20 protein-coding genes are annotated in these 22,171 nt (G+C 48.1%); 13 read left to right on the top strand and 7 right to left on the bottom strand.

From position 1 onward, the window contains the following. Positions 1–225 precede the first annotated feature (225 nt). The 3 genes from ecsA to NYE50_RS05840 are packed head-to-tail and all read left to right on the top strand — an operon-like array spanning position 226 to position 2,935. Positions 226–969, top strand: a complete 744-nt coding sequence (gene ecsA / locus NYE50_RS05830; RefSeq protein WP_003155231.1) for an ABC transporter ATP-binding protein EcsA — start codon at positions 226–228, stop codon at positions 967–969. Beyond that, entirely contained in the window at positions 962–2,188 is a 1,227-nt protein-coding gene (locus tag NYE50_RS05835) for an ABC transporter permease (protein WP_007409219.1), read from the top strand. Before ecsA ends, NYE50_RS05835 begins: the two co-directional genes overlap by 8 nt. A gap of 42 nt (positions 2,189–2,230) precedes the next feature. Further along, a complete protein-coding gene (locus tag NYE50_RS05840; RefSeq protein ID WP_159353973.1) occupies positions 2,231–2,935 on the top strand; it encodes an EcsC family protein in 705 nt (234 codons plus the stop codon). A gap of 20 nt (positions 2,936–2,955) precedes the next feature. Here the strand turns inward: NYE50_RS05840 and NYE50_RS05845 are convergent, their stop codons facing one another. The 3 genes from NYE50_RS05845 to hmoB all read right to left on the bottom strand — a co-directional run bounded on the left by NYE50_RS05845 (position 2,956) and on the right by hmoB (position 6,215). Next, positions 2,956–4,143: a M20 family metallopeptidase gene (locus NYE50_RS05845; protein WP_159353974.1), complete on the bottom strand. Its 1,188-nt coding sequence runs from the start codon at positions 4,141–4,143 to the stop codon at positions 2,956–2,958. A gap of 68 nt (positions 4,144–4,211) precedes the next feature. Then, positions 4,212–5,597 carry a membrane protein gene (locus NYE50_RS05850; protein ID WP_017417381.1) on the bottom strand — a complete coding sequence of 462 codons (1,386 nt, stop codon included), beginning with the start codon at positions 5,595–5,597 and terminating at the stop codon, positions 4,212–4,214. Between the two features lie 117 nt (positions 5,598–5,714). After that, positions 5,715–6,215, bottom strand: a complete 501-nt coding sequence (hmoB, locus tag NYE50_RS05855; protein WP_017417382.1) for a heme-degrading oxygenase HmoB — start codon at positions 6,213–6,215, stop codon at positions 5,715–5,717. 122 nt (positions 6,216–6,337) lie between these two features. Here hmoB and NYE50_RS05860 point away from each other — a divergent pair, with 122 nt between their 5' ends. The 6 genes from NYE50_RS05860 to NYE50_RS05885 all read left to right on the top strand — a co-directional run bounded on the left by NYE50_RS05860 (position 6,338) and on the right by NYE50_RS05885 (position 15,265). Beyond that, entirely contained in the window at positions 6,338–8,479 is a 2,142-nt protein-coding gene (locus NYE50_RS05860) for a transglycosylase domain-containing protein (RefSeq protein ID WP_159353976.1), read from the top strand. A 123-nt stretch (positions 8,480–8,602) separates the two neighbouring features. After that, on the top strand, positions 8,603–9,664 hold the full coding sequence (gene hemE / locus NYE50_RS05865) for a uroporphyrinogen decarboxylase (RefSeq protein WP_014417339.1): 1,062 nt from the start codon (positions 8,603–8,605) through the stop codon (positions 9,662–9,664). A gap of 75 nt (positions 9,665–9,739) precedes the next feature. Beyond that, on the top strand, positions 9,740–10,675 hold the full coding sequence (gene hemH, locus NYE50_RS05870) for a ferrochelatase (protein ID WP_003155221.1): 936 nt from the start codon (positions 9,740–9,742) through the stop codon (positions 10,673–10,675). A 27-nt stretch (positions 10,676–10,702) separates the two neighbouring features. Then, entirely contained in the window at positions 10,703–12,136 is a 1,434-nt protein-coding gene (hemY, locus tag NYE50_RS05875; protein ID WP_014417341.1) for a protoporphyrinogen oxidase, read from the top strand. A gap of 148 nt (positions 12,137–12,284) precedes the next feature. Further along, complete coding sequence (locus NYE50_RS05880) at positions 12,285–12,857, top strand: TetR/AcrR family transcriptional regulator (RefSeq protein ID WP_003155219.1); 573 nt, start codon at positions 12,285–12,287, stop codon at positions 12,855–12,857. A gap of 74 nt (positions 12,858–12,931) precedes the next feature. Further along, on the top strand, positions 12,932–15,265 hold the full coding sequence (locus NYE50_RS05885; protein WP_021494936.1) for a YhgE/Pip domain-containing protein: 2,334 nt from the start codon (positions 12,932–12,934) through the stop codon (positions 15,263–15,265). Between the two features lie 62 nt (positions 15,266–15,327). Here the strand turns inward: NYE50_RS05885 and fabHB are convergent, their stop codons facing one another. Then, complete coding sequence (gene fabHB / locus NYE50_RS05890; protein ID WP_014417343.1) at positions 15,328–16,305, bottom strand: beta-ketoacyl-ACP synthase III FabHB; 978 nt, start codon at positions 16,303–16,305, stop codon at positions 15,328–15,330. A 136-nt stretch (positions 16,306–16,441) separates the two neighbouring features. Beyond that, positions 16,442–16,645, bottom strand: coding sequence for a hypothetical protein (locus NYE50_RS05895; protein ID WP_021494937.1), 204 nt, complete (start codon positions 16,643–16,645; stop codon positions 16,442–16,444). 132 nt (positions 16,646–16,777) lie between these two features. On the opposite strand from NYE50_RS05895, the gene NYE50_RS05900 reads away from it, so the two are divergent. Then, positions 16,778–17,809 carry a M42 family metallopeptidase gene (locus tag NYE50_RS05900; RefSeq protein ID WP_263633493.1) on the top strand — a complete coding sequence of 344 codons (1,032 nt, stop codon included), beginning with the start codon at positions 16,778–16,780 and terminating at the stop codon, positions 17,807–17,809. Between the two features lie 38 nt (positions 17,810–17,847). Here the strand turns inward: NYE50_RS05900 and NYE50_RS05905 are convergent, their stop codons facing one another. Next, positions 17,848–19,137 (bottom strand): cation:dicarboxylate symporter family transporter, encoded by a 1,290-nt coding sequence (locus NYE50_RS05905; RefSeq protein ID WP_003155211.1) that lies wholly within the window; start codon positions 19,135–19,137, stop codon positions 17,848–17,850. Positions 19,138–19,371: 234 nt separating this feature from the next. After that, the gene (yhfH, locus tag NYE50_RS05910; protein WP_012117221.1) at positions 19,372–19,512 is read right to left on the bottom strand and encodes a protein YhfH; all 141 of its coding nucleotides are present in this window, start codon (positions 19,510–19,512) and stop codon (positions 19,372–19,374) included. Between the two features lie 151 nt (positions 19,513–19,663). Between yhfH and NYE50_RS05915 the strand changes: the two genes are divergently transcribed. From NYE50_RS05915 to NYE50_RS05925, 3 genes are all read left to right on the top strand, one after another. Beyond that, a complete protein-coding gene (locus tag NYE50_RS05915) occupies positions 19,664–20,398 on the top strand; it encodes an MBL fold metallo-hydrolase (protein WP_224988480.1) in 735 nt (244 codons plus the stop codon). Between the two features lie 12 nt (positions 20,399–20,410). Continuing rightward, entirely contained in the window at positions 20,411–21,406 is a 996-nt protein-coding gene (gene lplJ, locus NYE50_RS05920; RefSeq protein ID WP_159353981.1) for a lipoate--protein ligase LplJ, read from the top strand. An 80-nt stretch (positions 21,407–21,486) separates the two neighbouring features. Further along, complete coding sequence (locus NYE50_RS05925) at positions 21,487–22,131, top strand: SDR family oxidoreductase (protein WP_017417391.1); 645 nt, start codon at positions 21,487–21,489, stop codon at positions 22,129–22,131. The last annotated feature ends 40 nt before the right edge of the window (positions 22,132–22,171 follow it).

The following is a 22,171-nucleotide window of genomic DNA, read 5'->3' on the forward strand; positions in this document are numbered from 1 at the left end:
GAAATTGTAAGCACAGGACATGTTGATTTTCATCCAACTGTTCTAAGACGTCTTTTATAAACACCTCATTTTCAGTTGATTAAAGCTGTTTCCTTCTACATACATTATGATGTCCGCCAAAACGATAACTATGCACGATTTTCACGTGAGAAAAAAAGGGAATCGTTTCAAATCAGACTTTATTTTTGGTACTATGAAGAAAAACGAATCAGAAGGGGAGAAATTATGTCTCTGCTATCGGTAAAAGACTTAACCGGCGGTTATACGAGAAACCCGGTCTTAAAAAATGTTTCATTCACCCTTGAGCCGAACCAGATTGTCGGACTCATCGGATTAAACGGCGCGGGCAAAAGCACGACGATCCGGCATATTATCGGATTAATGGACCCGCATAAAGGCTCGATCGAGCTGAACGGCAAGACGTTTTCGGAGGATAAGGAAAGCTACCGCTCGCAATTTACGTACATCCCCGAAACGCCGGTGCTGTATGAAGAACTGACGCTCAAAGAGCATTTGGAGCTGACGGCCATGGCGTACGGCCTTTCCAAAGAAACGCTTGAAAAAAGGCTTCCTCCGCTTCTGAAAGAATTCAGAATGGAAAAAAGGCTGAAATGGTTTCCCGCTCACTTTTCCAAAGGGATGAAGCAGAAGGTCATGATCATGTGCGCGTTTCTCGCGGAGCCTTCGCTTTATATCATTGACGAGCCGTTTCTCGGCCTTGACCCGCTTGCGATCAATGCATTGCTGGAGCGGATGGACGCCGCGAAAAAAGCCGGATCAAGCGTGCTGATGTCAACGCATATCCTGGCTACGGCAGAGCGCTACTGTGACGCTTTCATTATTTTACATAACGGCGAAGTGCGGGCAAGCGGCACACTGGAAGAACTGAGAGAGCAGTTCGGCATGAAAGACGCAGCTCTTGATGACTTGTATATCGAACTGACGAAGGAAGACGCCGGCCATGAATAATATGTCTACGATTTGGCAGTCCCGGCTTGAAGAGCATATAAAGGAAACCAGAATGTATATGAAATATATGCTCAATGATCATCTCGTCATTGTGCTGATCTTTTTTATTGCCGGCGCGGCAAGCTGGTACAGCAAGTGGGTCAAAGACATTCCCGTTCATTTTCCGTCATTTTGGGTGATGGCGGTGCTCTTTTCATTTGTGCTGACCGGTTCATACGTCCGGACGCTGTTAAAGGAAGCGGACCTCGTGTTTCTGCTGCCGCTTGAACCGAAAATGGGGACATACTTTAAGCATTCATTTAAGTACAGCTATCTGTCACAGCTGTTTCCGCTTATTGCCCTGTCGCTTGTATGCATGCCTCTGTTTTTCGCTGTAAGTCCGGGGGCGTCGCTTGCGTCGTATGCCGCCGTATTTATTCAGATGCTGGCGGTAAAAGCGTGGAATCAGGCCATGGAGTGGCGGATGACGTTTATGAATGACAGAAGCATGAAAATGATGGATGCGGTCATACGCTTTATCTGCAATATGCTGCTTTTATACTTCGTCTTACAGTCGTTTTATGTGTACGCTGCCGCCGTCTACATTGTGATGGCCGGCCTTTATGTGTATTTCACATCGGCCGCAAAACATAAATCATTAAAATGGGAAGCCCATATTGAATATGAATTAAGAAGGAAGCAGCGGTTTTACAGAATCGCCAATCTGTTTACCGATGTGCCTCACCTGAAGAAACAGGCAAAACGCCGGGCGTATCTCGACTTTTTGCTCAGAATGATTCCGTTTGAACAGCGGAAAACGTTCTCCTATATGTATGCGCGGGCCTTTCTGCGTTCAAATGATTATCTCGGCATTCAGGTCAGGCTCACGATTATTTTTATCCTGATTATTATGCTCGTTTCCGCCAATCCGTGGATAACGGCGGCGTTAACCGTATTTACCGTCTTTATTACGGGGATACAGCTTCTGCCGCTGTTCGGGCATTTTCATCATCTTTCTCTGCAGGAGCTTTACCCGGTCAATCAGAAAGCGAAGCTGCAAAGTTTCTTTTCGCTGATGAAATCGGCATTAACCGTGCAGGCGCTGCTGTTCTGTGCAGCGTCAGCTTATGCCGCGGGAGTCAGCGGGGCGCTGTATGCGGCTGTTGCTTCAGCCGTTCTGATTTTTGTAATCATGCCTTCGTATATGGGCGGAAGATTGAAAAAGTACGGCAAGCTGTAATCTATCGGGTTTTTGAAACCTCAATGAAAGAAGGAGACACAGATGACCGACGATCAGCAGCTGATACAGGAAGCACTGCAATGGAAAGCGCGTTTTTTGCGCAAAGATTCCATGCTTGAACGCTTTTCTAAAGGAATGCAGGCGAAAATAAATGAGCGGATTCCCGATAAAATTCATGCCGTCATCACAGAAAGCATTAAAAAAATGACCGAAGCAACAATGGCTGGTTCAAATCTGGTGAAAAGCAAGCGGGATACACACGGTATGACGCTTGCTGAAAAAGATGCCCTCGCCAGACAAACCGTCGCATCGTACCAAAAGGTCGCGGCAGCTGAAGGTATCGGTACGGGGGCCGGCGGAATTTTTTTAGGGATGGCTGATTTTCCTTTGCTGTTATCCATTAAAATGAAATGTCTGTTCGATCTTGCCTCCATTTACGGCTATGATGTGAAAGACAGGGATGAACGATTGTTTTTGCTGTTTATTTTTCAGCTGGCTTTCTCAAGCGGTGAACAGCGGAAACGCATATACTCAATGATTGAACAGTGGGATTCGAAAAAGCATGATGTCGATTGGAGAGTTTTTCAGCAGGAATACCGCGATTATCTGGACGTGGTGAAATTGTTTCAGCTTTTGCCGGTCGTCGGAGCCGCCGTGGGCGGAGCGGCCAATTATAAACTGCTGTCACAGCTCGGTGAGACGGCAAGGCACGTTTTTCATTTAAGAATCACAGCAGCCGGTACGTAATGTACCGGCTGTTTTTTATGTCAGCGGGGGTAGCTCACCGCGGTACCGATAAGCACCTTGGCGGCCGTCAGCATCGCTTTTTCATTAAAATCAAATTTCGGATGATGATGAGGATAAATGGTTTCCGCGTTTTCTAAAGCGGCGCCCGTAAAGAAAAATGCGCCTTTTGTATGCTGCAGATAATAGGAAAAATCCTCTCCGGCCATCTGCGGCTCTCCTTCAACGACCTTCGTGACGCCGTCTGTTTCCGCTGCGGCTGCCGCAGCGTGCGCCGCTTCCTCAGGATGATTAACGACGGCGGGATAACCGCGCTTGAAACGATATTCATAGGAAGCGGAGTGCATGGAACAGATTCCTTTTACGACGGCTTCTATTTCTGCTTCGAGCAGGCTGCGCACACTTTCGTCAAACGAGCGGACGGTGCCTGATATGACTGCCTGATCGGCAATCGCATTAAACGGATTTTCAGCGATGAATGAGCCGGCTGAGATGACGGCCGGCTGCACCGGATTTACCCGCCGGCTGACGATATGCTGAAGAGCCGTGACGATTTGTGAGCCGATTAAAACGGCGTCCTTCGTATCGTGAGGAATCGCGCCGTGGCCGCCTTTGCCGATGACTTTAATCGTAAAGCCGTCAGCGGCGGCCATCACTGGGCCCGGGCGGCATAAGACCGTTCCGACGGGTTCAGTCGCCCAAAGGTGAGTGCCGAAAATGGCATCGACATGTTCGAGGCAGCCATCCTCAATCATTGCTTGTGCTCCGCCGGGAGATAATTCCTCAGCGTGCTGATGGATCATCACAAATGACCCTTTCAGTTTTTCCCGGTTGCGGTACAGCACTTTTCCGACAGCAAGCAGAGCCGCGGTATGGCCGTCATGCCCGCAGGCGTGCATGACGCCGGGAATTTGTGAAGCATAGGGCACATCTTTTTCATCCTGTATCGGCAGAGCGTCAAAATCAGCTCTGAGTGCCACGGCCGGTCCCGGTTCACCGCCTTCAATATAGGCTGTGACACCGTTGCCCCCGACATTCGTCCGGATGGGGACGCCGAGCTTTTCATAAAATGAGGCGATGAACGCCGGTGTTTTTTTCTCCTTAAACGATGGCTCGGGATTCATGTGAAGGTGACGCCTGATTTCAACCATTTCCTCATACAGCCCGTCAAGCTGAGCGTTTAAGCTTTTTTGAAGTGTCGTTAACGTCAAAAGCGATGCCCCCTCGTCTGCTTTTCCCATGATTGTATAGAAAATGTCAGAAGATTTCAATCCTTTTGCTACGGGAGAATGATGATGGCGGCGATCGTTGTGACGACTAGCCCGGCCGCAACCGGGATAAAGTTTTTCCTGGCAAGCTCAAACGGATCAACTTTACAAATAGCCGCAGCGGGGATCAGTGCCCAAGGGACCAATGTTCCGCCCCCGACCCAGATCGCTGAAATCTGGCCCAGCGCCGTTAAAACGGCCGGGTCCGTATGAAGCGCGGCGGAAAACAGCTTTGCCATCGAGCCTGCAAGAGATATACCGGAAAACCCTGACCCGTCGAGCCCGGTAATCGCACCGACTGCTGCCAGGGCGATGCCGGCGAATTCTCCGGACATCGGAAAAGAATGGGACAGGGCCAATCCGAGGTCATTGACGATCCCCGCAGATCCTTTCGGCAGCGGGGTGTTCAAAATACTTTTAAACCCCGCGTCACCGAGATAAAAGAAGGCCGCGATCGGAATGACGGGGCCGAATACTTTAAAGCCGAATTGAAAACCGCCGATAAAATACTCGGTGATCTTTTCTAAATGCCGCTCTTTATATACAATGAAATGAACGATCAGGAGAATGCCGATCGCGGTTCCTCCGACGAGTGCCGTCGCCTCGTTTCCTTGCAGACGGTATACAATCATGCAGATAATATCGGCGAGAAAAACAAGCGGAATGAAAACCGCCAGGATCACCCTGAGTTTTTTCGGCAGATACATACTTGTGTCCAAAGAACCGGAGCTGTCCAAGGAGAGGGGGGCCTTCGTTTTTTTTCGATCCCGCATGATGAGGAAGAAAGCGGTGATTGTCGTCGTTAACCCCATGATCAAAACGAGCGGAATACTTGCCTGCATGACATCGCCCACGGGAATGCCCGCGGCATCGGCCGTTAATTTCGGGGCCGCCTGAATGACGTAATCCCCCGATAAAGCGAATCCGTGGCCGAACAGGTTCATCGCCATAGCCGCGGCGATCGGAGAAAGGCCCGCCCGGATCGCTGCGGGAAGCAGCACAGCGCCGATCAGCGCCACCCCGGGTGACGGCCAGAAAAAAAGAGAGATGGCAAACATCAGACAGCCGATAACCCAATACGCGACAGCCGGCCCTTTCATCAGCTTTGCAAACGGAGAAATCATCGCTTCATTAATACCGGTTTCGGTCAAGAGGCCGCTCATCGCCACGATAAAACAAATGATAAAAATCGTCGGCAGCAATTCTCCGGCGGCATACGTGAAGCTGTGAAACAGGCTGCTGACCGAAGCGGAGAATGAATGCGTCGTCCATAGCGCAATCACAAAAATGCCGGCGAGTGAAATAAAGGTTGTATCTTTCCTGAGGAGCATAAAAACGATAATGGCCGCGATAAAAGCAACATAAAGCAGATGTACCGAGTAGACGCCGATCCCCAATTGAACCACTCCGTTTATAAATAGGATTGCTACAGGGTATTCATAGGCGGGCGGAAGGTGCAAGAACGAAGCGTAAAATCGGGACATTAAAAAAGCCGGAGAATCTCCGGCGGTTTTTTAGTCTATTGCGTAATAAGCGGTTACATAAGACGGCCGGGAGAAAATAGACGTCGTGTCGATGCCGGCAGATGTTCCGCGTTTTTTATGAGCTTCCTGATAAGAGTTTGACTGCTGCCAATCCTGAAAGGCTTTTTCCTCTTCCCACAGGGTCAAAATGACATACGTATCGCCTTCGAGCGGTCTTAATACGCGGATGGCTTGAAAACCGGGTTCATTTTCCACTTTGCCGGCGCGGTTTTTAAACCGGTTTTCAAACAGCGGACGGCCTTCCTGGGTAACGGCGATGTTGTTGAGGACGGCGTAGCCCGGATTTTTGATTTCCCCGACGCTGTCGATGCTTTCATAGGAATGGGGCGCCTGAAAAACGGTTTCTCCATTTGTTTCATGAATTAAAACCGCATTATCCTCACCTTGCATCAGCACCATATTCTCACTCGGGTGTTTCTTTGCAATCGTCTTTAAAAAATCGGCTGTCCCGTATGTAATATAAACCTTCATATCAGCCACCTCCTGCTTGCTAGTATATCAAAAGAGTGGTATAAGTTTCTATTGGCGACTCATTCTGACATAATTCGAAACAATATTTCCCATACTACAAGTTAAGAAAGGCGAGGTGACTTATGCTGAAAAAGAAAAAAAGATTCTTTATTCCGGCTGTAATTGCGGCGGCAACCGCTTTTCTCGCGTTAATCGGATACATTATCATTATATTTCTCGGCCATTATGTCATCGATGAAAAGAAATTAATACTGCACGCATCTTCAAAAATCGTCGATCAAAACGGTGATGAAATCGCGAGCCTCTATACGGAAAATCGCGAGCCGGTATCCATTCAGCAGGTTCCGGAAGATGTGAGAGATGCCTTTATCGCCGTTGAAGATAAACGGTTTTACGAACATCACGGCATTGATGTGAAGTCTGTCGGCCGGGCGGTGTTCCGGGATGTTTTAGCAGGCGGCAAGGTGGAAGGCGGAAGCACGATCACCCAGCAGCTGGCGAAAAACATTTTTCTGACTCATGATAAAACATTTTTGCGCAAGACGAAGGAAGTCATTATCGCCATCAATCTTGAGCGTGATTACAGCAAGGACAAGCTGCTTGAAATGTACCTGAACCAGCTTTATTTCGGCCATGGCGTTTACGGCATTCAAGCCGCGTCCCACTACTACTTTAATAAAGAAGTAAAAGATTTAACCGTTGCGGAAGGAGCCGTTCTGGCAGCGATTCCGAAGGCGCCATCTCTTTATTCGCCGATTCAGCATCCGGATAAAAATAAAGAACGCCGCGATACGATTCTTGCAATGATGAACGACCAAGGCTATATCAGCGCCAAGGAAGCCGTCAGAGCCCAGGGCCGGACATTGGGGCTTCATGTCAAGAAAACATCAGAAACGCCTTGGTTTGACAGTTATATCGATCTTGTCATCAAGGAGGCGGAATCCCGTTATTCGATGTCGGGTGAACAGCTGCTTCAAGGCGGCTATACGATCCGGACGTCACTTGATTCCAAGCTGCAGAAAACGGCATACACCCTCATGAAGGAAAGCGGCTATTTTCCGGGGACGGATCAAGCGGCAGAGGGAAGCGCCGTCTTTATTGATAATAAAACCGGAGGCGTGCGCGCGGCGGTCGGCGGACGCGACTACGTGACAAAAGGATACAACAGGGTTACGGCGAAGCGGCAGCCGGGCTCAACGTTTAAGCCGATTGCCGTATACGGTCCCGCCATGCAGGAAGACAAGTTCAAACCGTATTCGCTTCTCCAAGACAAACTCACGTCCTACGACGGGTATGAACCGAAAAATTATGACGGACAGTACAAGGGGGAAGTGACGATGCAGGATGCGATCACTTACAGCATAAATGCGCCCGCTGTCTGGACATTGAAGCAGATCGGCGTAGATATGGGAAAATCGTATCTTGAGAAAAACGGTATGAACATTTCTGACAACGGACTCGCGATTGCGCTGGGCGGTCTGTCTGAAGGCGTCACCCCGCTTCAGCTTGCCGGAGCTTATCATACCTTTGCGGCAAGCGGAATGTATACGAAGCCATTTTTTATAGAGAACATCACGGACGAAGACGGAGAAACGTTGTCCGGGCCTAAAAACGGCAAAACGCGCGTCTTCAGCGGACAGACGGCATGGAATATGACGAGAATGCTTCAGCAGGTCGTAAAAGAAGGAACCGCTTCACAAGGCAGCTATCAAGGTGACCTGGCGGGGAAAACCGGCACGACCACATTTACCGGCGTCCCCGGCGCGACAAAGGACGCCTGGTTTGCGGGATACACTCCCGGACTGACGGGAGCCGTCTGGATGGGCTATGACAAAACGGATAAAACCCATTACCTGAAAGGCGGAAGCCAATACCCGGTCAGACTCTTTAAAGATATCGTTACAAAAGCGGGGGAAAACGGCCGGACATTCAAAAAGCCTGAAAATGTGAAGGAACTGGGCAGCCCGATTGAGCTGGAGGCGGTAAAGTCCCTGTCGGCCCGTTATACATTTAAGGCGATGGGACTGATTACGGTTCAATTAAAATGGGATATTCAAAAGGATGATCGGGTTGTTTACCGAATATATGAGAAGAAAGACGGAAAAGACAAGCTTCTGGATTCGGTGAAAGGAAAAGGCAGCTTTGACATACCGTACGCCAATCTGTTTTCAGGGGCTTCATACAAAGTCGTTCCATATAATTCACAGACGGATCAAGAAGGAGAGGGAACGGAATACGTTCAGCCGAAGCTTTTTTCTTCTTAATCATGAATTCGGCGATTTTTTGAACATTAAGCCTCAATTCTATACGCTTTTGAAAAAACAAGGTATAGTGTAATGGGCGAAGAACACGAACGTATGGTTGCAGGAGGAAAGGTGGAAATTCAGATGAGTAAACGAGAAGCGTTTAATGATACGTTTTTAAAAGCGGCACGGGGAGAAAAGACAAATCACGTCCCTGTCTGGTACATGAGACAGGCGGGGAGGTCGCAGCCGGAATACCGCAAGCTGAAGGAAAAGTACGGCTTAGTCGAAATTACGCATCAGCCCGAGCTGTGCGCGTATGTGACGAGGCTCCCGGTCGAGCAGTACGGAGTGGACGCTGCCATTTTATATAAAGACATTATGACGCCGCTTCCTTATATCGGAGTGGATGTTGAAATAAAAAACGGAATCGGCCCGGTGATCGATCAGCCGGTGCGCTCTGCTGCGGATATTGAAAAGCTCGGCGAACTGAATCCCGAACAGGATGTTCCTTACGTGCTGGAAACGATCCGATTACTCGTAAACGAACAGCTGAATGTTCCGCTCATCGGTTTTTCGGGAGCGCCTTTTACGCTGGCCAGTTATATGATTGAAGGCGGGCCTTCTAAAAATTACAACAAAACAAAAGCGTTTATGCACAGTATGCCGCAAGCGTGGCAAATGCTGATGGACAAGCTCGCGGACATGATTATCGTTTATGCAAAAGCGCAGATTAACGCCGGCGCAAAAGCCATTCAGATTTTTGATTCATGGGTCGGCGCGCTGAACCGCGAAGATTACCGGCAGTTTATAAAACCGGTGATGGACAGAATTTTCCGGGAGCTTTCTGCAGAGCAAGTTCCGCTGATCATGTTCGGCGTAGGCGCAAGCCATCTGGCCGGGGATTGGCATGACCTTCCTCTTGATGTCGTCGGTCTTGATTGGAGACTCGGCATAGATGACGCCAGAAAACAAGGCATTACAAAAACGGTTCAGGGCAATCTTGATCCGTCGCTTCTTCTTGCGCCTTGGGAAGTCATCGAGAAAAAAGCGAAAGCGATACTTGATCAAGGCATGAAAGCGGACGGGTTTATTTTCAATTTAGGGCACGGCGTATTCCCTGATGTCAATCCGGAAACGCTGAAAAAGCTGACGGCGTTTGTACATGAATATTCCGCTGCCAAAAAAACGGAACAATCTTCCTGAGCAGATCGTTGGTTATAAGTAGATTTTCCTGTCAAAATCAAGGTAGACAGACCATCAAAAGAGGTGTTTAACAAAATGAGCAGCAAAAAGAAAATGGGACTTCTTGTCATGGCTTACGGAACGCCTTACAAAGAAGAGGACATAGAACGTTATTATACGCATATCAGACGCGGAAGAAAGCCGGAGCCTCATATGCTTCAAGATTTAAAAGACAGATATGAAGCGATCGGAGGCATTTCTCCGCTGGCGAAAATCACGCAGGAGCAGGCGGAGAAGCTCGCACAGCGTTTAAATGAAATCCAGGATGATGTAACATTCAAAGTGTATATCGGATTAAAACATATTGAACCGTTTATTGAAGACGCGGTGGCGGACATGCATAAAGACGGCATTACAGAAGCTGTCAGCCTTGTGCTCGCCCCTCATTTTTCAACATTCAGCGTCCAGTCATACAACAAACGCGCGAAAGAAGAAGCGGAGAAGCTCGGCGGCTTGACCATCAAGTCCGTTGAAAGCTGGTATGATGAACCGAAATTCGTTGATTATTGGGTCGGCCAGGTGAAGAAAACGTATGAATCAATGCCGAAAGAAGAACGGGATGACGCGATGCTGATCGTCTCAGCGCACAGCCTTCCTGAAAAAATTAAAGAATACGGCGATCCGTATCCTGACCAGCTGGAGGAATCCGCAAAACTGATTGCCGAAGGCGCCGGAATTACCGATTACGCAGTCGGCTGGCAAAGCGAAGGGAACACCCCTGATCCGTGGCTCGGGCCGGATGTGCAGGATCTTACGCGCGAGCTGTATCAAAAGCATCCTTATAAAGCATTTGTATACGTGCCCGCAGGCTTCGTTGCCGATCATTTAGAGGTGCTTTACGATAATGATTATGAATGCAAAGCTGTGACTGAAGAAGTCGGCGCAAGCTACTATCGTCCGGCCATGCCGAACGCACAGCCTGAATTTATCGACGCGCTTGCAGCGGTCGTGCTGAAAGAGCTGGACAAGTAGAATTAAACGGTAAAGAAGGCGATAAAAATGAGTGGCGATAAAAAACATCTGGTCATCATCGGCGGCGGCATAACGGGATTAGCCGCCGCCTTCTACATGGAAAAAGAAATCAAAGAAAAACAGCTGCCGCTTGAGGTCACCTTGATCGAAGCAGGCCCGAGAGCCGGCGGCAAAATTCAGACGGCGCATAAAGACGGCTACATCATTGAGCGGGGCCCGGATTCTTTTTTGGAAAGGAAAAAAAGCGCGCCGCAGCTCGTCAAGGATTTGGGGCTTGAGCATCTGCTCGTCAACAATGCGACCGGCCAGTCTTACGTGCTCGTCAACGAGACGCTTCATCCGATGCCGAAGGGCGCGGTGATGGGCATTCCGACCAAAATCGCTCCGTTCATCTCCACCGGTTTATTTTCTGTTCCCGGAAAAGCGCGGGCGGCGCTTGACTTTGTCCTGCCTGCGAGCAAACCGAAGGAAGATCAGTCTCTGGGTGAATTTTTCCGCAGACGCGTCGGTGACGAAGTTGTTGAGAATTTAATAGAACCGCTATTATCAGGGATTTATGCCGGAGATATTGATAAGCTGAGCCTCATGTCTACGTTTCCGCAATTCTATCAGACTGAGCAAAAGCACAGAAGCCTGATTCTCGGTATGAAAAAATCACGTCCGCAGCCTTCGGGACAGCAGCTGACGGCCAAAAAGCAGGGCCAGTTTTTAACGCTGACGACAGGGCTTCAAACGTTGGTGGAGGAGCTGGAAAAGCAGCTTACGCTGACAAAGGTGATGAAAGGAACGAAAGTCACCCATATCGGCCGCGAGGAGAAAGGATATTCCGTGACGCTTGATAACGGCAAAGTGCTCTATGCGGAAGGATGCATAGTAACAGCCCCGCATAAAGCCGCGGCGAAAATGCTTTCTGATCTGCCGGCGGTTTCATGTCTCAAAGACATGCATTCTACGTCCGTTGCCAACGTCGCCTTAGGTTTTCCTGAGGGAGCCGTCAAGATGGAGCATGAAGGTACGGGATTCGTAATCTCAAGAAACAGCGACTTCTCCATCACGGCCTGCACATGGACGAATAAAAAATGGCCGCACGCGGCGCCGGAGGGCAAAACGCTTCTCAGGGCGTACGTCGGAAAGGCCGGAGATGAATCCATCGTAGATCTTTCAGATAACGAGATCATTAAAATCGTAATGGAAGATTTGAAAAAAGTAATGAAAATGAATGGCGAACCGGAAATGACCTGTGTGACCCGCTGGAACGAAAGCATGCCGCAATACCATGTTGGCCATAAGGAGCGCATCAAAGAGTTCAGAGATGCGCTGAAAGCTTCCTATCCGGGCGTATACGCGACGGGCGCGTCATTCGAAGGGGTGGGCATCCCCGACTGTATCGACCAGGGAAAAGCCGCCGTATATGATTCACTGGCTTATTTATTTGAAACGTACCAGCCTCCGTTATCGTAAAACGGAGGTTTTTTTGCATGTTCCCGTTCTGTAAAGGGAACACCAGTAAAGAGAAAAAACATTTGAATCTTCTTTGCGACTGTGATAAGTTATCTTATGTACAAAATGACTAAAACGTTCAAACGGTCAATTTAACGAGGTGGGAAACATGTCCGTCGATCGGAAAAAGCTCATTCTGGAAGCGGCAACGAAGTCTTTTACACAATTCGGCTACAAAGCAACGACAATGGATCTGGTGGCAAAGCTTGCAAATGTGGGGAAGGGAACCATCTACACGTTTTTCAAAAACAAAGAAGAACTGTTTGATGATATTTTCACCACTATTTTAAGAGAAATGAAGGAACACGCAGACGAAGCGATGAAACCGGAGCTTTCATTTCACGAAAATGTCCACCGGGCGCTTGTCGCGATTTTGGAATTCAGAAAAACACACCAGCTGACTATTAAAATTTTTCAGGAGAACGCCGAGATTGGTACAATAGCCGTTCAGGATGTCATTGCGAAAATGGAGCGGGCCATTCTGTCATACATTAAAGAAAAGATAGAAACAGCCATTGAAAACGGAAGCATTAAACCGTGTGATCCGGAACTGACCGCTTTTGTGATGCTCAAGCTCTACATCGCGCTGATATTTGACTGGGAAAAAAACCATCCGCCTCTTGAAAAAGAGACGATCGCCGAATTGCTGGAAATGTATGTTGGTCAAGGATTATCTAAATAATAGATGATCCTTCACTTTTTAGGTGCCGTGACCGTTTTGTCAAATGAGTCAGTTTGCGGAAGGAGGCAACAGGGTTGAATACAATAAAAAGCCAGTGGAAAGACATTGTAACGAACAAGAAACTGTTAATCCCCATCATTGCCATATTATTCGTTCCGCTGATCTACAGCGGAGTGTTTTTGAAGGCGTACTGGGACCCGTACGGCACGGTGGATCAGCTGCCGGTTGTCGTTGTCAACCAGGATAAAGGGGCGGACTACGAAGGGAAACATCTTCAGATCGGTGACGATCTTGTGAAAGAGTTAAAGAAAAATGATAATTTTGATTGGCATTTTTCAAGCGATCTTGATCAATCGTTAAAGGACTTATTAAATGCTAAATATTATTTATTGGTCGAGATTCCTGAAGATTTTTCGAAAAACGCCAGCACGGTAATGGATAAAAATCCGAAGAAGCTGGATCTGAAATATCATACGAATGCCGGATCAAACTATGTCGGCGCGACAATCGGGGAAAAGGCGATCGACAAACTGAAAGCCTCCGTGTCGAAAGAAGTGACAGAGCAATACGCAAAAGTCATTTTTGATAACTTTAAAGATATTGCCAAAGGGCTCGGCAAAGCCAGCAGCGGAGCCAAGAAAATAGACGACGGCACGAAAAACGCGAAAGACGGCAGCGCCAAGCTGAAGGAAAATTTAGCGAAGCTTACTGAAAGCACCGCCACCATCAGCGATAAAACGCAGCAGCTTGCAGACGGAGCGGCGAAAGTGACAAGCGGAATTCAAACGCTTGACAGCTCTATCGCAAAACTTCAGAGCGCAAGCGCCGAAATTCAAGATAAATCAGGACAGATTGCTTCAGGAGGAGGCCAAGTGGCCAGCGGGCTGAAAACGAGCCTTGACGCACAAAAGCAGCTCCAGCAAAAGCTTCCGGATTTAACGAATGGATTAAGCGCGTTAAACAGCAAGGCGCAGGAAGTGTCGCAAAAAGCGGCGGCATTTGAAGATGCGATCAATTCAGTCAACCTGTCAGACATTGAAAACGCGGTTGGGCAGCTCGAGCAGACTGAAAAGGACCTGCAGCAGTTTAAGAAGAAGCTTTCTGATCTGAAAAACAACCTGGATGCCCGGGATGACGCGGTCAAAAAGGTGATTAAGGACAGTGATTTCTTAACGGATGAGCAAAAAGCGAAACTTGTTCAGCTACTGAATGAGAAGCTTCCGAAGGCCGACCTTCCGGATTTAGACAATATCGTCAGCCAGCTTCCGTCCGGCGGAGATATTCAGCTTCCGGATATGTCAGTCATAAAAAGCGCGCTCAAAGATGTAAAAGCGAAGGCTGATCAGCTGAAAGCACTGCCTCAGTCCACATCGAAACTGTATAACGGCGCAGCGGCGGTACAAGACGCGATTAACCAGCTGACAGCGGGAACTGATAAATTGTACAGCGGAGCGCAGACCGTCTTTGAAAGCCAAAACAAACTGACGGCCGGCATCGGCGAATACAACAGCAAGTTCGGACAGCTCAAATCAGGATCAGAAGCGTTAGTGTCAGGGAGCGGCCAAGTATCAGGCGGCTTAACGAAACTGCTGGACGCGCAAAACAAAATCCATGACGGCTCGTCCAAAATTGAGCAGGGTCAAGCGTCTCTCGGCACCGGTTTAAGCAAGCTTTTAGACGGAACCGGACAATTGTCCAGCCAGCTGAAAGATGCGGCCGATCAAACCGGGGACATTAAGACAGATGACAAAACGTACAGCATGTTTGCCGATCCGGTAAAAACGGACGATAACGCGATTCATTCCGTGCCTAACTATGGTACCGGACTGACGCCTTATATTCTCTCTATGGGCTTGTATGTCGGCGGATTGATGCTGACGGTCGTGTTCCCTCTGAGTGAAGCTTCAGGGCGTCCGAGAAACGGTTTTGAATGGTTCCTCAGCAAATTCAGCGTTATTCTGCTCGTCGGACTGATTCAATCCGTTATTGTCGCCACGGTTCTGTTGAAAGGAATCGGGCTTGATGTGGAGAGCACTTGGAGGTTCTATCTCTTTACGATGATTACCAGCATCGCGTTCCTGTCCATGATTCAATTATTGGCGACAACGATGGGAAATCCGGGACGCTTTATCGCTGTCATCATTTTGGTGCTCCAGCTCGGGGCAAGCGGAGGAACCTTCCCGCTTGAACTCCTGCCGGGATTCTATCAAGTGATTCACGGGGCACTGCCGATGACTTACAGCATCAACGGGTTCCGCGCCGTCATTTCAAATGGCGATTACGGCTATATGTGGCAGCAGGCATCCATTCTGTTGGGCATCGCCGTTGTCATGATCGCGCTGACCATCGTGTATTTTACGGTGCAAAGCAAAAAAGAACACAAAACGGAAGAAGAAATAACAGCATAAGAAAAAGAGGCTCTGAGCAGATGGTCAGGGCCTCTTTTTTTTAGATTTCGATCGTCGTACTATTAAAATCCCCATCTCACCAACAGTCCGGTATACGTCAATCCTCCGCCGAACCCGAATAATACCAGCGTCTGGCCTTCCGACAGTTTTTTCGCTTTCACAGCTTCGTCCAAAGCGAGAATAATAGAAACCGATGAAGTGTTGCCGTAATATTCAACGCTTGTCAATGTCCGTTCAAGCGGGAAGGGCAGTTTTTCACAGATGGATTCGATCATCCGCATGTTGGCGCTGTGAGGAACGAACCAATCCAGATCGTCTTTTGAAAAGCCGGCTTTTTCTAAAAGGGCATTGCATTCCTCAGGCACGGTTCTGGCCGCCCATTTATATACTTCGCGCCCGTTTTGCACCATGTTTCCTCCGCCTTTAAGCGGCTCGCCGTTTAATTCTGCGCTCAGTCCCGTGCGATACAGCACGTCCGCGCTGCCTCCCGCTGTTCCTTGCACGGCTGCCAAAAAGCCCGGCGCTGATTCATCGCGTTCCACCAATAGGGCGCCAGCAGCGTCTCCAAAAAGAACACAGGTCGTCCGGTCAGTATAATCCGTTACCTTTGATAATGTTTCACCGGCAATGACAATCACTTTTTGATGGGAACCGGCGGTAATTAATGCGTCTGCGAGCTGAAGGCCGTAAGTGAGTCCGGCGCATGTGGCGTTAATATCAAGCGCCCCCGTTTGCGGCCAGCCGAAGTAAGCCTGCACGCGTGCCGCGGTGCTTGGAAACGCATAGTCCGCCGTCGTTGTGGCGACAAGGATCATATCGACATCATCAAGAGTTCCGCTGTATCGTTCTGCAAGGTTTTTCACCGCTTCCACACACAAATCCGATGTGAATTCATGTTCGCCGGCAATGCGTCTTTCCTTCATACCGGTGCGCTGGACGATCCATTCATCAGATGTATCGACGATGCGCTCCAAATCCGCGTTTGTTAATCGGCGTGCCGGAGCATATGTACCGATTGCTGTAATTTTAGATTTTGACATGAAAAAATCACTCCTTTATATCAGATTATAACACCTGATATTATTACTTGGTACTAATTTTAATAAAAAAACCCAAGCAGCATCCGCTGTTTGGGGAGCATGAGAATCTATTTGTAAAACGGGCTTGTGTGAACGATTACCAATGACGGCAGCGGCAGCATGAATGATGATGCTTCTTTTTATCTTTCTTCTTTTTACAAGGGTCTTCTTTTTTCTTTTTACAGTGATCTTTTTCTTTTTTACAGCCCCAGAAGGCTGCACCAGACCAATTATCCTCAAACCAATCCTCAAACCAATCATTATGAAATCTTTTCCGCTTGTGCGGTTTACGGCTGATCATACATTTCCCTCCTATGCTCATGCTCCCTTCATTCTATGAAAAAAGAGAAGGAAAAGATTGGACGGGTTATGGATCAAAAGAGTATATTTTAAGAAGAATAAAAATTGATAGGAGGAATGACCTGTGGCAAATATGAAATATACGATGGAACTGATTAAAGAATTGGTGTCGATTCCGAGTCCGACGGGCAATACATACGAGGTTATCGCCTATACAGAAAGTCTTTTAAAAGAATGGGGCGTCTCCTCTTACAGAAACCGCAAAGGCGGTCTTTTTGTCACAATTCCCGGCCGTGATGACAAGAAACACAGATTGCTGACGGCGCATGTCGATACGCTCGGCGCGATGGTAAAGGAGATAAAGGCGGACGGCCGGCTGAAGATTGACTTGATCGGCGGCTTCCGATATAACTCGATTGAAGGGGAATATTGCGAGATCCAAACTTCTTCCGGCAAAACCTATACAGGCACCATCTTAATGCATCAGACTTCAGTGCACGTCTACAAGGACGCCGGCAAGGCAGAGCGGAATCAGGAGAATATGGAAGTCCGCCTTGATGAGCCTGTCCGGATGAAGGAAGAGACGTCCGATCTCGGCATCAGGGTCGGCGATTTCATCTCATTTGACCCGCGCGTGCAGATTACGCCGAGCGGCTTTATTAAGTCCCGTCATCTTGATGACAAAGCGAGCGTGGCTCTGCTCTTGAATTTAATCCGCCGCATCACGGAAGAGAAAATCGAACTTCCGTATACGACGCATTTTCTGATTTCTAATAATGAAGAAATCGGCTACGGCGGCAATTCCAACATTCCTCCTGAGACCGTCGAATACTTGGCTGTTGATATGGGAGCGATCGGCGACGGCCAGTCTACGGATGAATATACCGTCTCCATTTGCGTGAAGGATGCGAGCGGCCCGTACCATTATCAGCTCAGAAAACATCTGGCCGGGCTTGCGGAGCGCTATGGCATTGATTATCAGCTTGATATTTATCCGTATTACGGTTCTGATGCCTCAGCAGCCATCCGTTCGGGCCATGACATCGTCCACGGGCTGATCGGCCCGGGAATTGACGCTTCACACGCTTTTGAACGCACGCATGAATTATCGCTTCTTAATACGGCGAAGCTTTTGCATCGGTACGTTCTATCGCCGATGGCATAAAAAACCCTGCGCGGAAATCATTCCGTGCAGAGTTTATTTTAACCTGAGATGGTTGTGTTTTGTTCTGTTTTGGCGAGGCTCATGACCTTCGCGCCTTTAACGGGATCATACTGGCCTTCCCATTTTGACATCACAACAGATGCCAGCGCGTTTCCGGTCAGATTGACGACCGTACGGGCCATGTCCATAATCCGGTCAACACCGGCGATGAATGCAAGGCCTTCTGCAGGAATGTTGAATGCGCCTAATGTCGCAAGCAGGACGACGAAAGAAGTCCCGGGCACGGCAGCCATTCCTTTGGAAGTGACCATCAAGACAAGCACAAGGGTAATCTGCTGCCAAATGGACAAGTCAATGTGGTATACCTGAGCGAGGAATAAAGCGGCGATAGATTGGTACAGCACAGATCCGTCTAAGTTAAAGGTATATCCGATCGGCACAACAAAGGAAACAATACCTTTCGGACAGCCGATTTTCTCCATTTTTTCCATAACGCGGGGGAGTACGGTTTCGGAGCTTGACGTACTGAACGCTAATAAAATTTCATCCTTCATATAGGCGAGGAATTTGAAAATGTTTACTCCGGCAAGCTTTCCGACGATTCCGAATACAACAATGAGAAAGAAAGCCAAAGCTACATATACTAAACCGACCAGTTTACCGAGTGAAAGCAGGGAACTGAGCCCAAATTTGGAAACGGTAACACCAATCAACGCAAAAACACCAAACGGCGCAACTTTCATGACCAGGTTCACAACATGGAACATCGCATGAGAAACACCTTCAAAGAAGGCCAAGACAGGCTTTCCTTTTTCACCGATTGCCGAGATGCCGAGTGCAAACAGCACGGTAAAGCAGATAATGGCAAGCAGATCTCCTTCGGCTAATGATTGGAAGAAGTTTGTCGGTACGATATGCAGGAATGTGTCTGCGATAGATTTGTTATTTTGTTCTTTTTCTGTTTCAACATATTGACTGATATCTGTCTTTTGAGCTTCATGTATATTAACGCCTGTTCCCGGATGAAACAGATTCGCCAAAGCCAGCCCGAGAATAATGGCAAAAGTGGTAATGATCTCAAAATACAAAATCGTTTTGAAGCCTAATTTTCCGACTTGTTTTCCGCTTCCCGCGCCGGCAACGCCGATGATTAAGCTGGAGACGACAATTGGAATCACTATCATTTTGATTAAGCGTAAAAACAAATCGCCGATAGGCTGTAAATATGTTGGAATGGCGGGATTGCCGTACCAGATGACACCGACTACAACCCCTAGTATGAGTCCGACGAAAATTTGCGTCGCTAGTCCAAAGCGTAATTTTTTCATAGATTACCTCCCGAAGAAAAAAGTGCAATAAGTATCTAAAAAGATAGCTATTAGAACAAATTATAATAGAAAAGAAAACAATCCGTCTATAGAAAAATATAGATTGAAAATACTGAATATTTTAAAACGTACAGATAATTGCTAATAATGGTGAATAACGCCCTATTCAGAAAGTATGATGAGGGCCGAAAAAAACGGGCGCCGCACAACTTAGAATTGTGCGGCGCCCTATTGTCACATATCCTTAATTTTCAAGCAGTCATTACACAAATTAATGTGACACTCATACTGCTCAACAATCTCATTTCCGCATTCTTCGCATTTCTTACCGGGTAAATTTCTGAAAAAATCCGACATCTTTTCCAACATACCCATCCCTCTTTCATTGTTTTGTCTTTACATTGTATTATAACAGTTAGAGAAAATCAACGGCTGTTTTGGCACAATGTTTAAAACATGCAATTTGTACGAAAAATAGGTATATTGGAGGAAAGGAACTTTTTATCATAAACATTCGGAGGATTATATGAAAGTTACAGTTATTGGATGCTGCGGCGGTTTTCCGGCCGCAAACGAAGCAACTTCAGGCTATCTGTTTCAGTCCGGCGGCTATTCTCTGCTCGTCGATTGCGGAAGCGCCGTATTATCAAAGCTGTTTGCTTATGTTCCGGCAGAAGAGCTTGATGCCGTCATTTTGTCCCATTATCACCATGATCACATCGCTGATATCGGGCCGCTTCAATTTGCCAAACAGGTCGGCTCCTTTCTCGGAAAAGGGACGCATGCACTGCCGATTTACGGGCATGATGCTGATATAGAACAGTTTGAGCGTCTTACATATAAAACGCATACAAAAGGAGTGGCCTATCAGCCGGACCGCCCGCTTTCTGCCGGGCCGTTCACCATTACCTTTCTGAAAACGGTGCATCCGGTCACCTGTTATGCGATGCGGATTACTGACGGTTCAGCTTCTGTTGTGTATACGGCTGATTCAAGCTACCAGGACGCGTTTATCCCGTTTGCGGAAAATGCCGATCTGCTGATCTGCGAGTGCAATTTTTACGCAGACCAGGACGGCACGTCAGCCGGCCATATGAACAGTTTGGAAGCCGGACGTATCGCGAAGGAGGCCGGAGCGGGGGAGCTGATTCTCACGCATCTGCCTCATTTCGGCGAGCACCGGAAGCTGAAAGAAGAAGCGGAATTCGTGTTCGAGGGCGAAGTGACAATCGCCGCTTCCGGATTGAAGTGGGAGAAATAAAGGAGGAGCACCATGTTATTTATCGACAATCAAAACATAACCGACCCGAGGATCAACCTCGCGATCGAGGAATATTGCGTGAAGCATCTCGACCCTGAACAGACATACCTGCTGTTTTATGTCAATCAGCCCTCGATTATCATCGGGAAGAACCAAAACACAATAGAAGAAATCAATACGAAATACGTAGAAGATAACGGAATCATCGTCGTCCGCAGGCTGTCAGGAGGCGGTGCGGTTTACCATGACCTCGGGAATCTGAATTTCAGTTTTATCACCAAGGATGACGGCGACAGCTTTCACAATTTTAAAAAATTCACCGAACCCGTTATTCAGGCGCTGCGCCAGCTCGGTGTGGAAGCTGAATTAAGCGGCCGAAACGACATCGTCGCGGATGGCAGAAAAATTTCCGGCAACGCTCAATTTTCGACGAAAGGGCGTATTTTCAGCCACGGAACATTAATGCTGGATTCCGCCATTGATCATGTTGTATCAGCCTTGAAAGTGAAAAAGGACAAAATCGAATCAAAAGGCATTAAGTCAATCAGAAGCCGTGTCGCCAACATCAGCGAGTTTCTTGATGACAAAATGACGGCGGACGAATTCAAAAAGCACCTGCTTCACCATATTTTTAATACAAATGATCTTTCCGAAGTACCGGAATATAAACTGACCGATGAAGACTGGAAAGCGATCCGGAAGATTTCCGAAGAGCGCTATCAAAACTGGGACTGGAATTTCGGAAGGTCGCCCGCATTTAATCTTCAGCATTCGAAACGTTATCCGGTCGGATCGATTGATCTGCGTCTTGAAGTGAAAAAAGGAATCATTCAGGACTGCAAAATTTTCGGTGATTTCTTCGGTGCGAAAGATGTGAGTGAAGTCGAACAGGCACTGACCGGAAAACAGTATGACCGAACCGCTATCAGGGAGGCGCTGGCCGTAATCGATCTGAAACAGTATTTCGGTAAAATAGAGCTGGAAGATTTCCTCGAGCTGATTTATTAGAGCATTTGCCGAACGCATGATTTGAATCAGCGCCCGTTTTTGTGAAATGATAGAACCATAATGTATAGGGAGGGATCATGATGAAAGTATTTCTCATCGGAGCAAACGGACAGATCGGACAGCGGCTGACCGGGCTGTTTCAAAAAGACGGCACGCATACGCTGCGGGCGATGGTCCGGAAACAAGAGCAGAAAGAAGCGCTTCAAGCCGCGGGAACAGAAGCCGTTCTTGCAGATTTGGAAGGAAGCCCGGAAGACATCGCGAAAGCCGCCGAAGGCTGTGACGCGATTGTGTTTACCGCCGGATCAGGAGGAAGCACCGGATACGATAAGACGCTTTTGATTGATCTTGACGGAGCGGCGAAAGCGATAGAAGCGGCAAAGAAAGCCGGCATCAAGCGGTTCATTATGGTAAGCGCCCTTCAGGCTCATAACCGCGGCAATTGGAATGAAGCGCTGAAGCCGTATTACGCCGCAAAGCATTATGCGGATAAAATTCTTGAAGCGAGCGGTCTGACGTATACGATTATCCGGCCGGGCGGGTTATTAAATGATCCCGGCACGGGAAATATCAAAGCTGCGGCCGATCTGGAAAGAGGTTCCATTTCAAGAGACGATGTCGCCAAGACCGTTATCGCATCCCTTGATGAACCGAATACGTATGAAAAAGCGTTCGATCTGACAGCGGGCGGCACGCCGGTCAGTGAAGCGCTGAAACAATTATAGTTTCCGGTTTTACGGCACTCGGGGCTTTTTGCCCTTGAGT

Origin of the sequence: Bacillus sp. EU55, assembly GCF_038005925.1 — a bacterium.
In the GTDB taxonomy this organism is placed as follows: Bacteria; Bacillota; Bacilli; order Bacillales; family Bacillaceae; genus Bacillus; species Bacillus velezensis.

Excerpts from the sequence above, each read along its gene's own strand:
- ecsA (WP_003155231.1), top strand. The coding sequence starts at position 226 with ATGTCTCTGCTATCGGTAAAAGACTTAACCGGCGGTTATACGAGAAAC.
- NYE50_RS05835 (WP_007409219.1), top strand. The coding sequence starts at position 962 with ATGAATAATATGTCTACGATTTGGCAGTCCCGGCTTGAAGAGCATATA.
- NYE50_RS05840 (WP_159353973.1), top strand. The coding sequence starts at position 2,231 with ATGACCGACGATCAGCAGCTGATACAGGAAGCACTGCAATGGAAAGCG.
- hmoB (WP_017417382.1), bottom strand. The coding sequence starts at position 6,215 with ATGAAGGTTTATATTACATACGGGACAGCCGATTTTTTAAAGACGATT.
- NYE50_RS05860 (WP_159353976.1), top strand. The coding sequence starts at position 6,338 with ATGCTGAAAAAGAAAAAAAGATTCTTTATTCCGGCTGTAATTGCGGCG.
- hemE (WP_014417339.1), top strand. The coding sequence starts at position 8,603 with ATGAGTAAACGAGAAGCGTTTAATGATACGTTTTTAAAAGCGGCACGG.
- hemH (WP_003155221.1), top strand. The coding sequence starts at position 9,740 with ATGAGCAGCAAAAAGAAAATGGGACTTCTTGTCATGGCTTACGGAACG.
- hemY (WP_014417341.1), top strand. The coding sequence starts at position 10,703 with ATGAGTGGCGATAAAAAACATCTGGTCATCATCGGCGGCGGCATAACG.
- NYE50_RS05880 (WP_003155219.1), top strand. The coding sequence starts at position 12,285 with ATGTCCGTCGATCGGAAAAAGCTCATTCTGGAAGCGGCAACGAAGTCT.
- fabHB (WP_014417343.1), bottom strand. The coding sequence starts at position 16,305 with ATGTCAAAATCTAAAATTACAGCAATCGGTACATATGCTCCGGCACGC.
- NYE50_RS05895 (WP_021494937.1), bottom strand. The coding sequence starts at position 16,645 with ATGATCAGCCGTAAACCGCACAAGCGGAAAAGATTTCATAATGATTGG.
- NYE50_RS05900 (WP_263633493.1), top strand. The coding sequence starts at position 16,778 with ATGAAATATACGATGGAACTGATTAAAGAATTGGTGTCGATTCCGAGT.
- NYE50_RS05905 (WP_003155211.1), bottom strand. The coding sequence starts at position 19,137 with ATGAAAAAATTACGCTTTGGACTAGCGACGCAAATTTTCGTCGGACTC.
- yhfH (WP_012117221.1), bottom strand. The coding sequence starts at position 19,512 with ATGGGTATGTTGGAAAAGATGTCGGATTTTTTCAGAAATTTACCCGGT.
- NYE50_RS05915 (WP_224988480.1), top strand. The coding sequence starts at position 19,664 with ATGAAAGTTACAGTTATTGGATGCTGCGGCGGTTTTCCGGCCGCAAAC.
- lplJ (WP_159353981.1), top strand. The coding sequence starts at position 20,411 with ATGTTATTTATCGACAATCAAAACATAACCGACCCGAGGATCAACCTC.
- NYE50_RS05925 (WP_017417391.1), top strand. The coding sequence starts at position 21,487 with ATGAAAGTATTTCTCATCGGAGCAAACGGACAGATCGGACAGCGGCTG.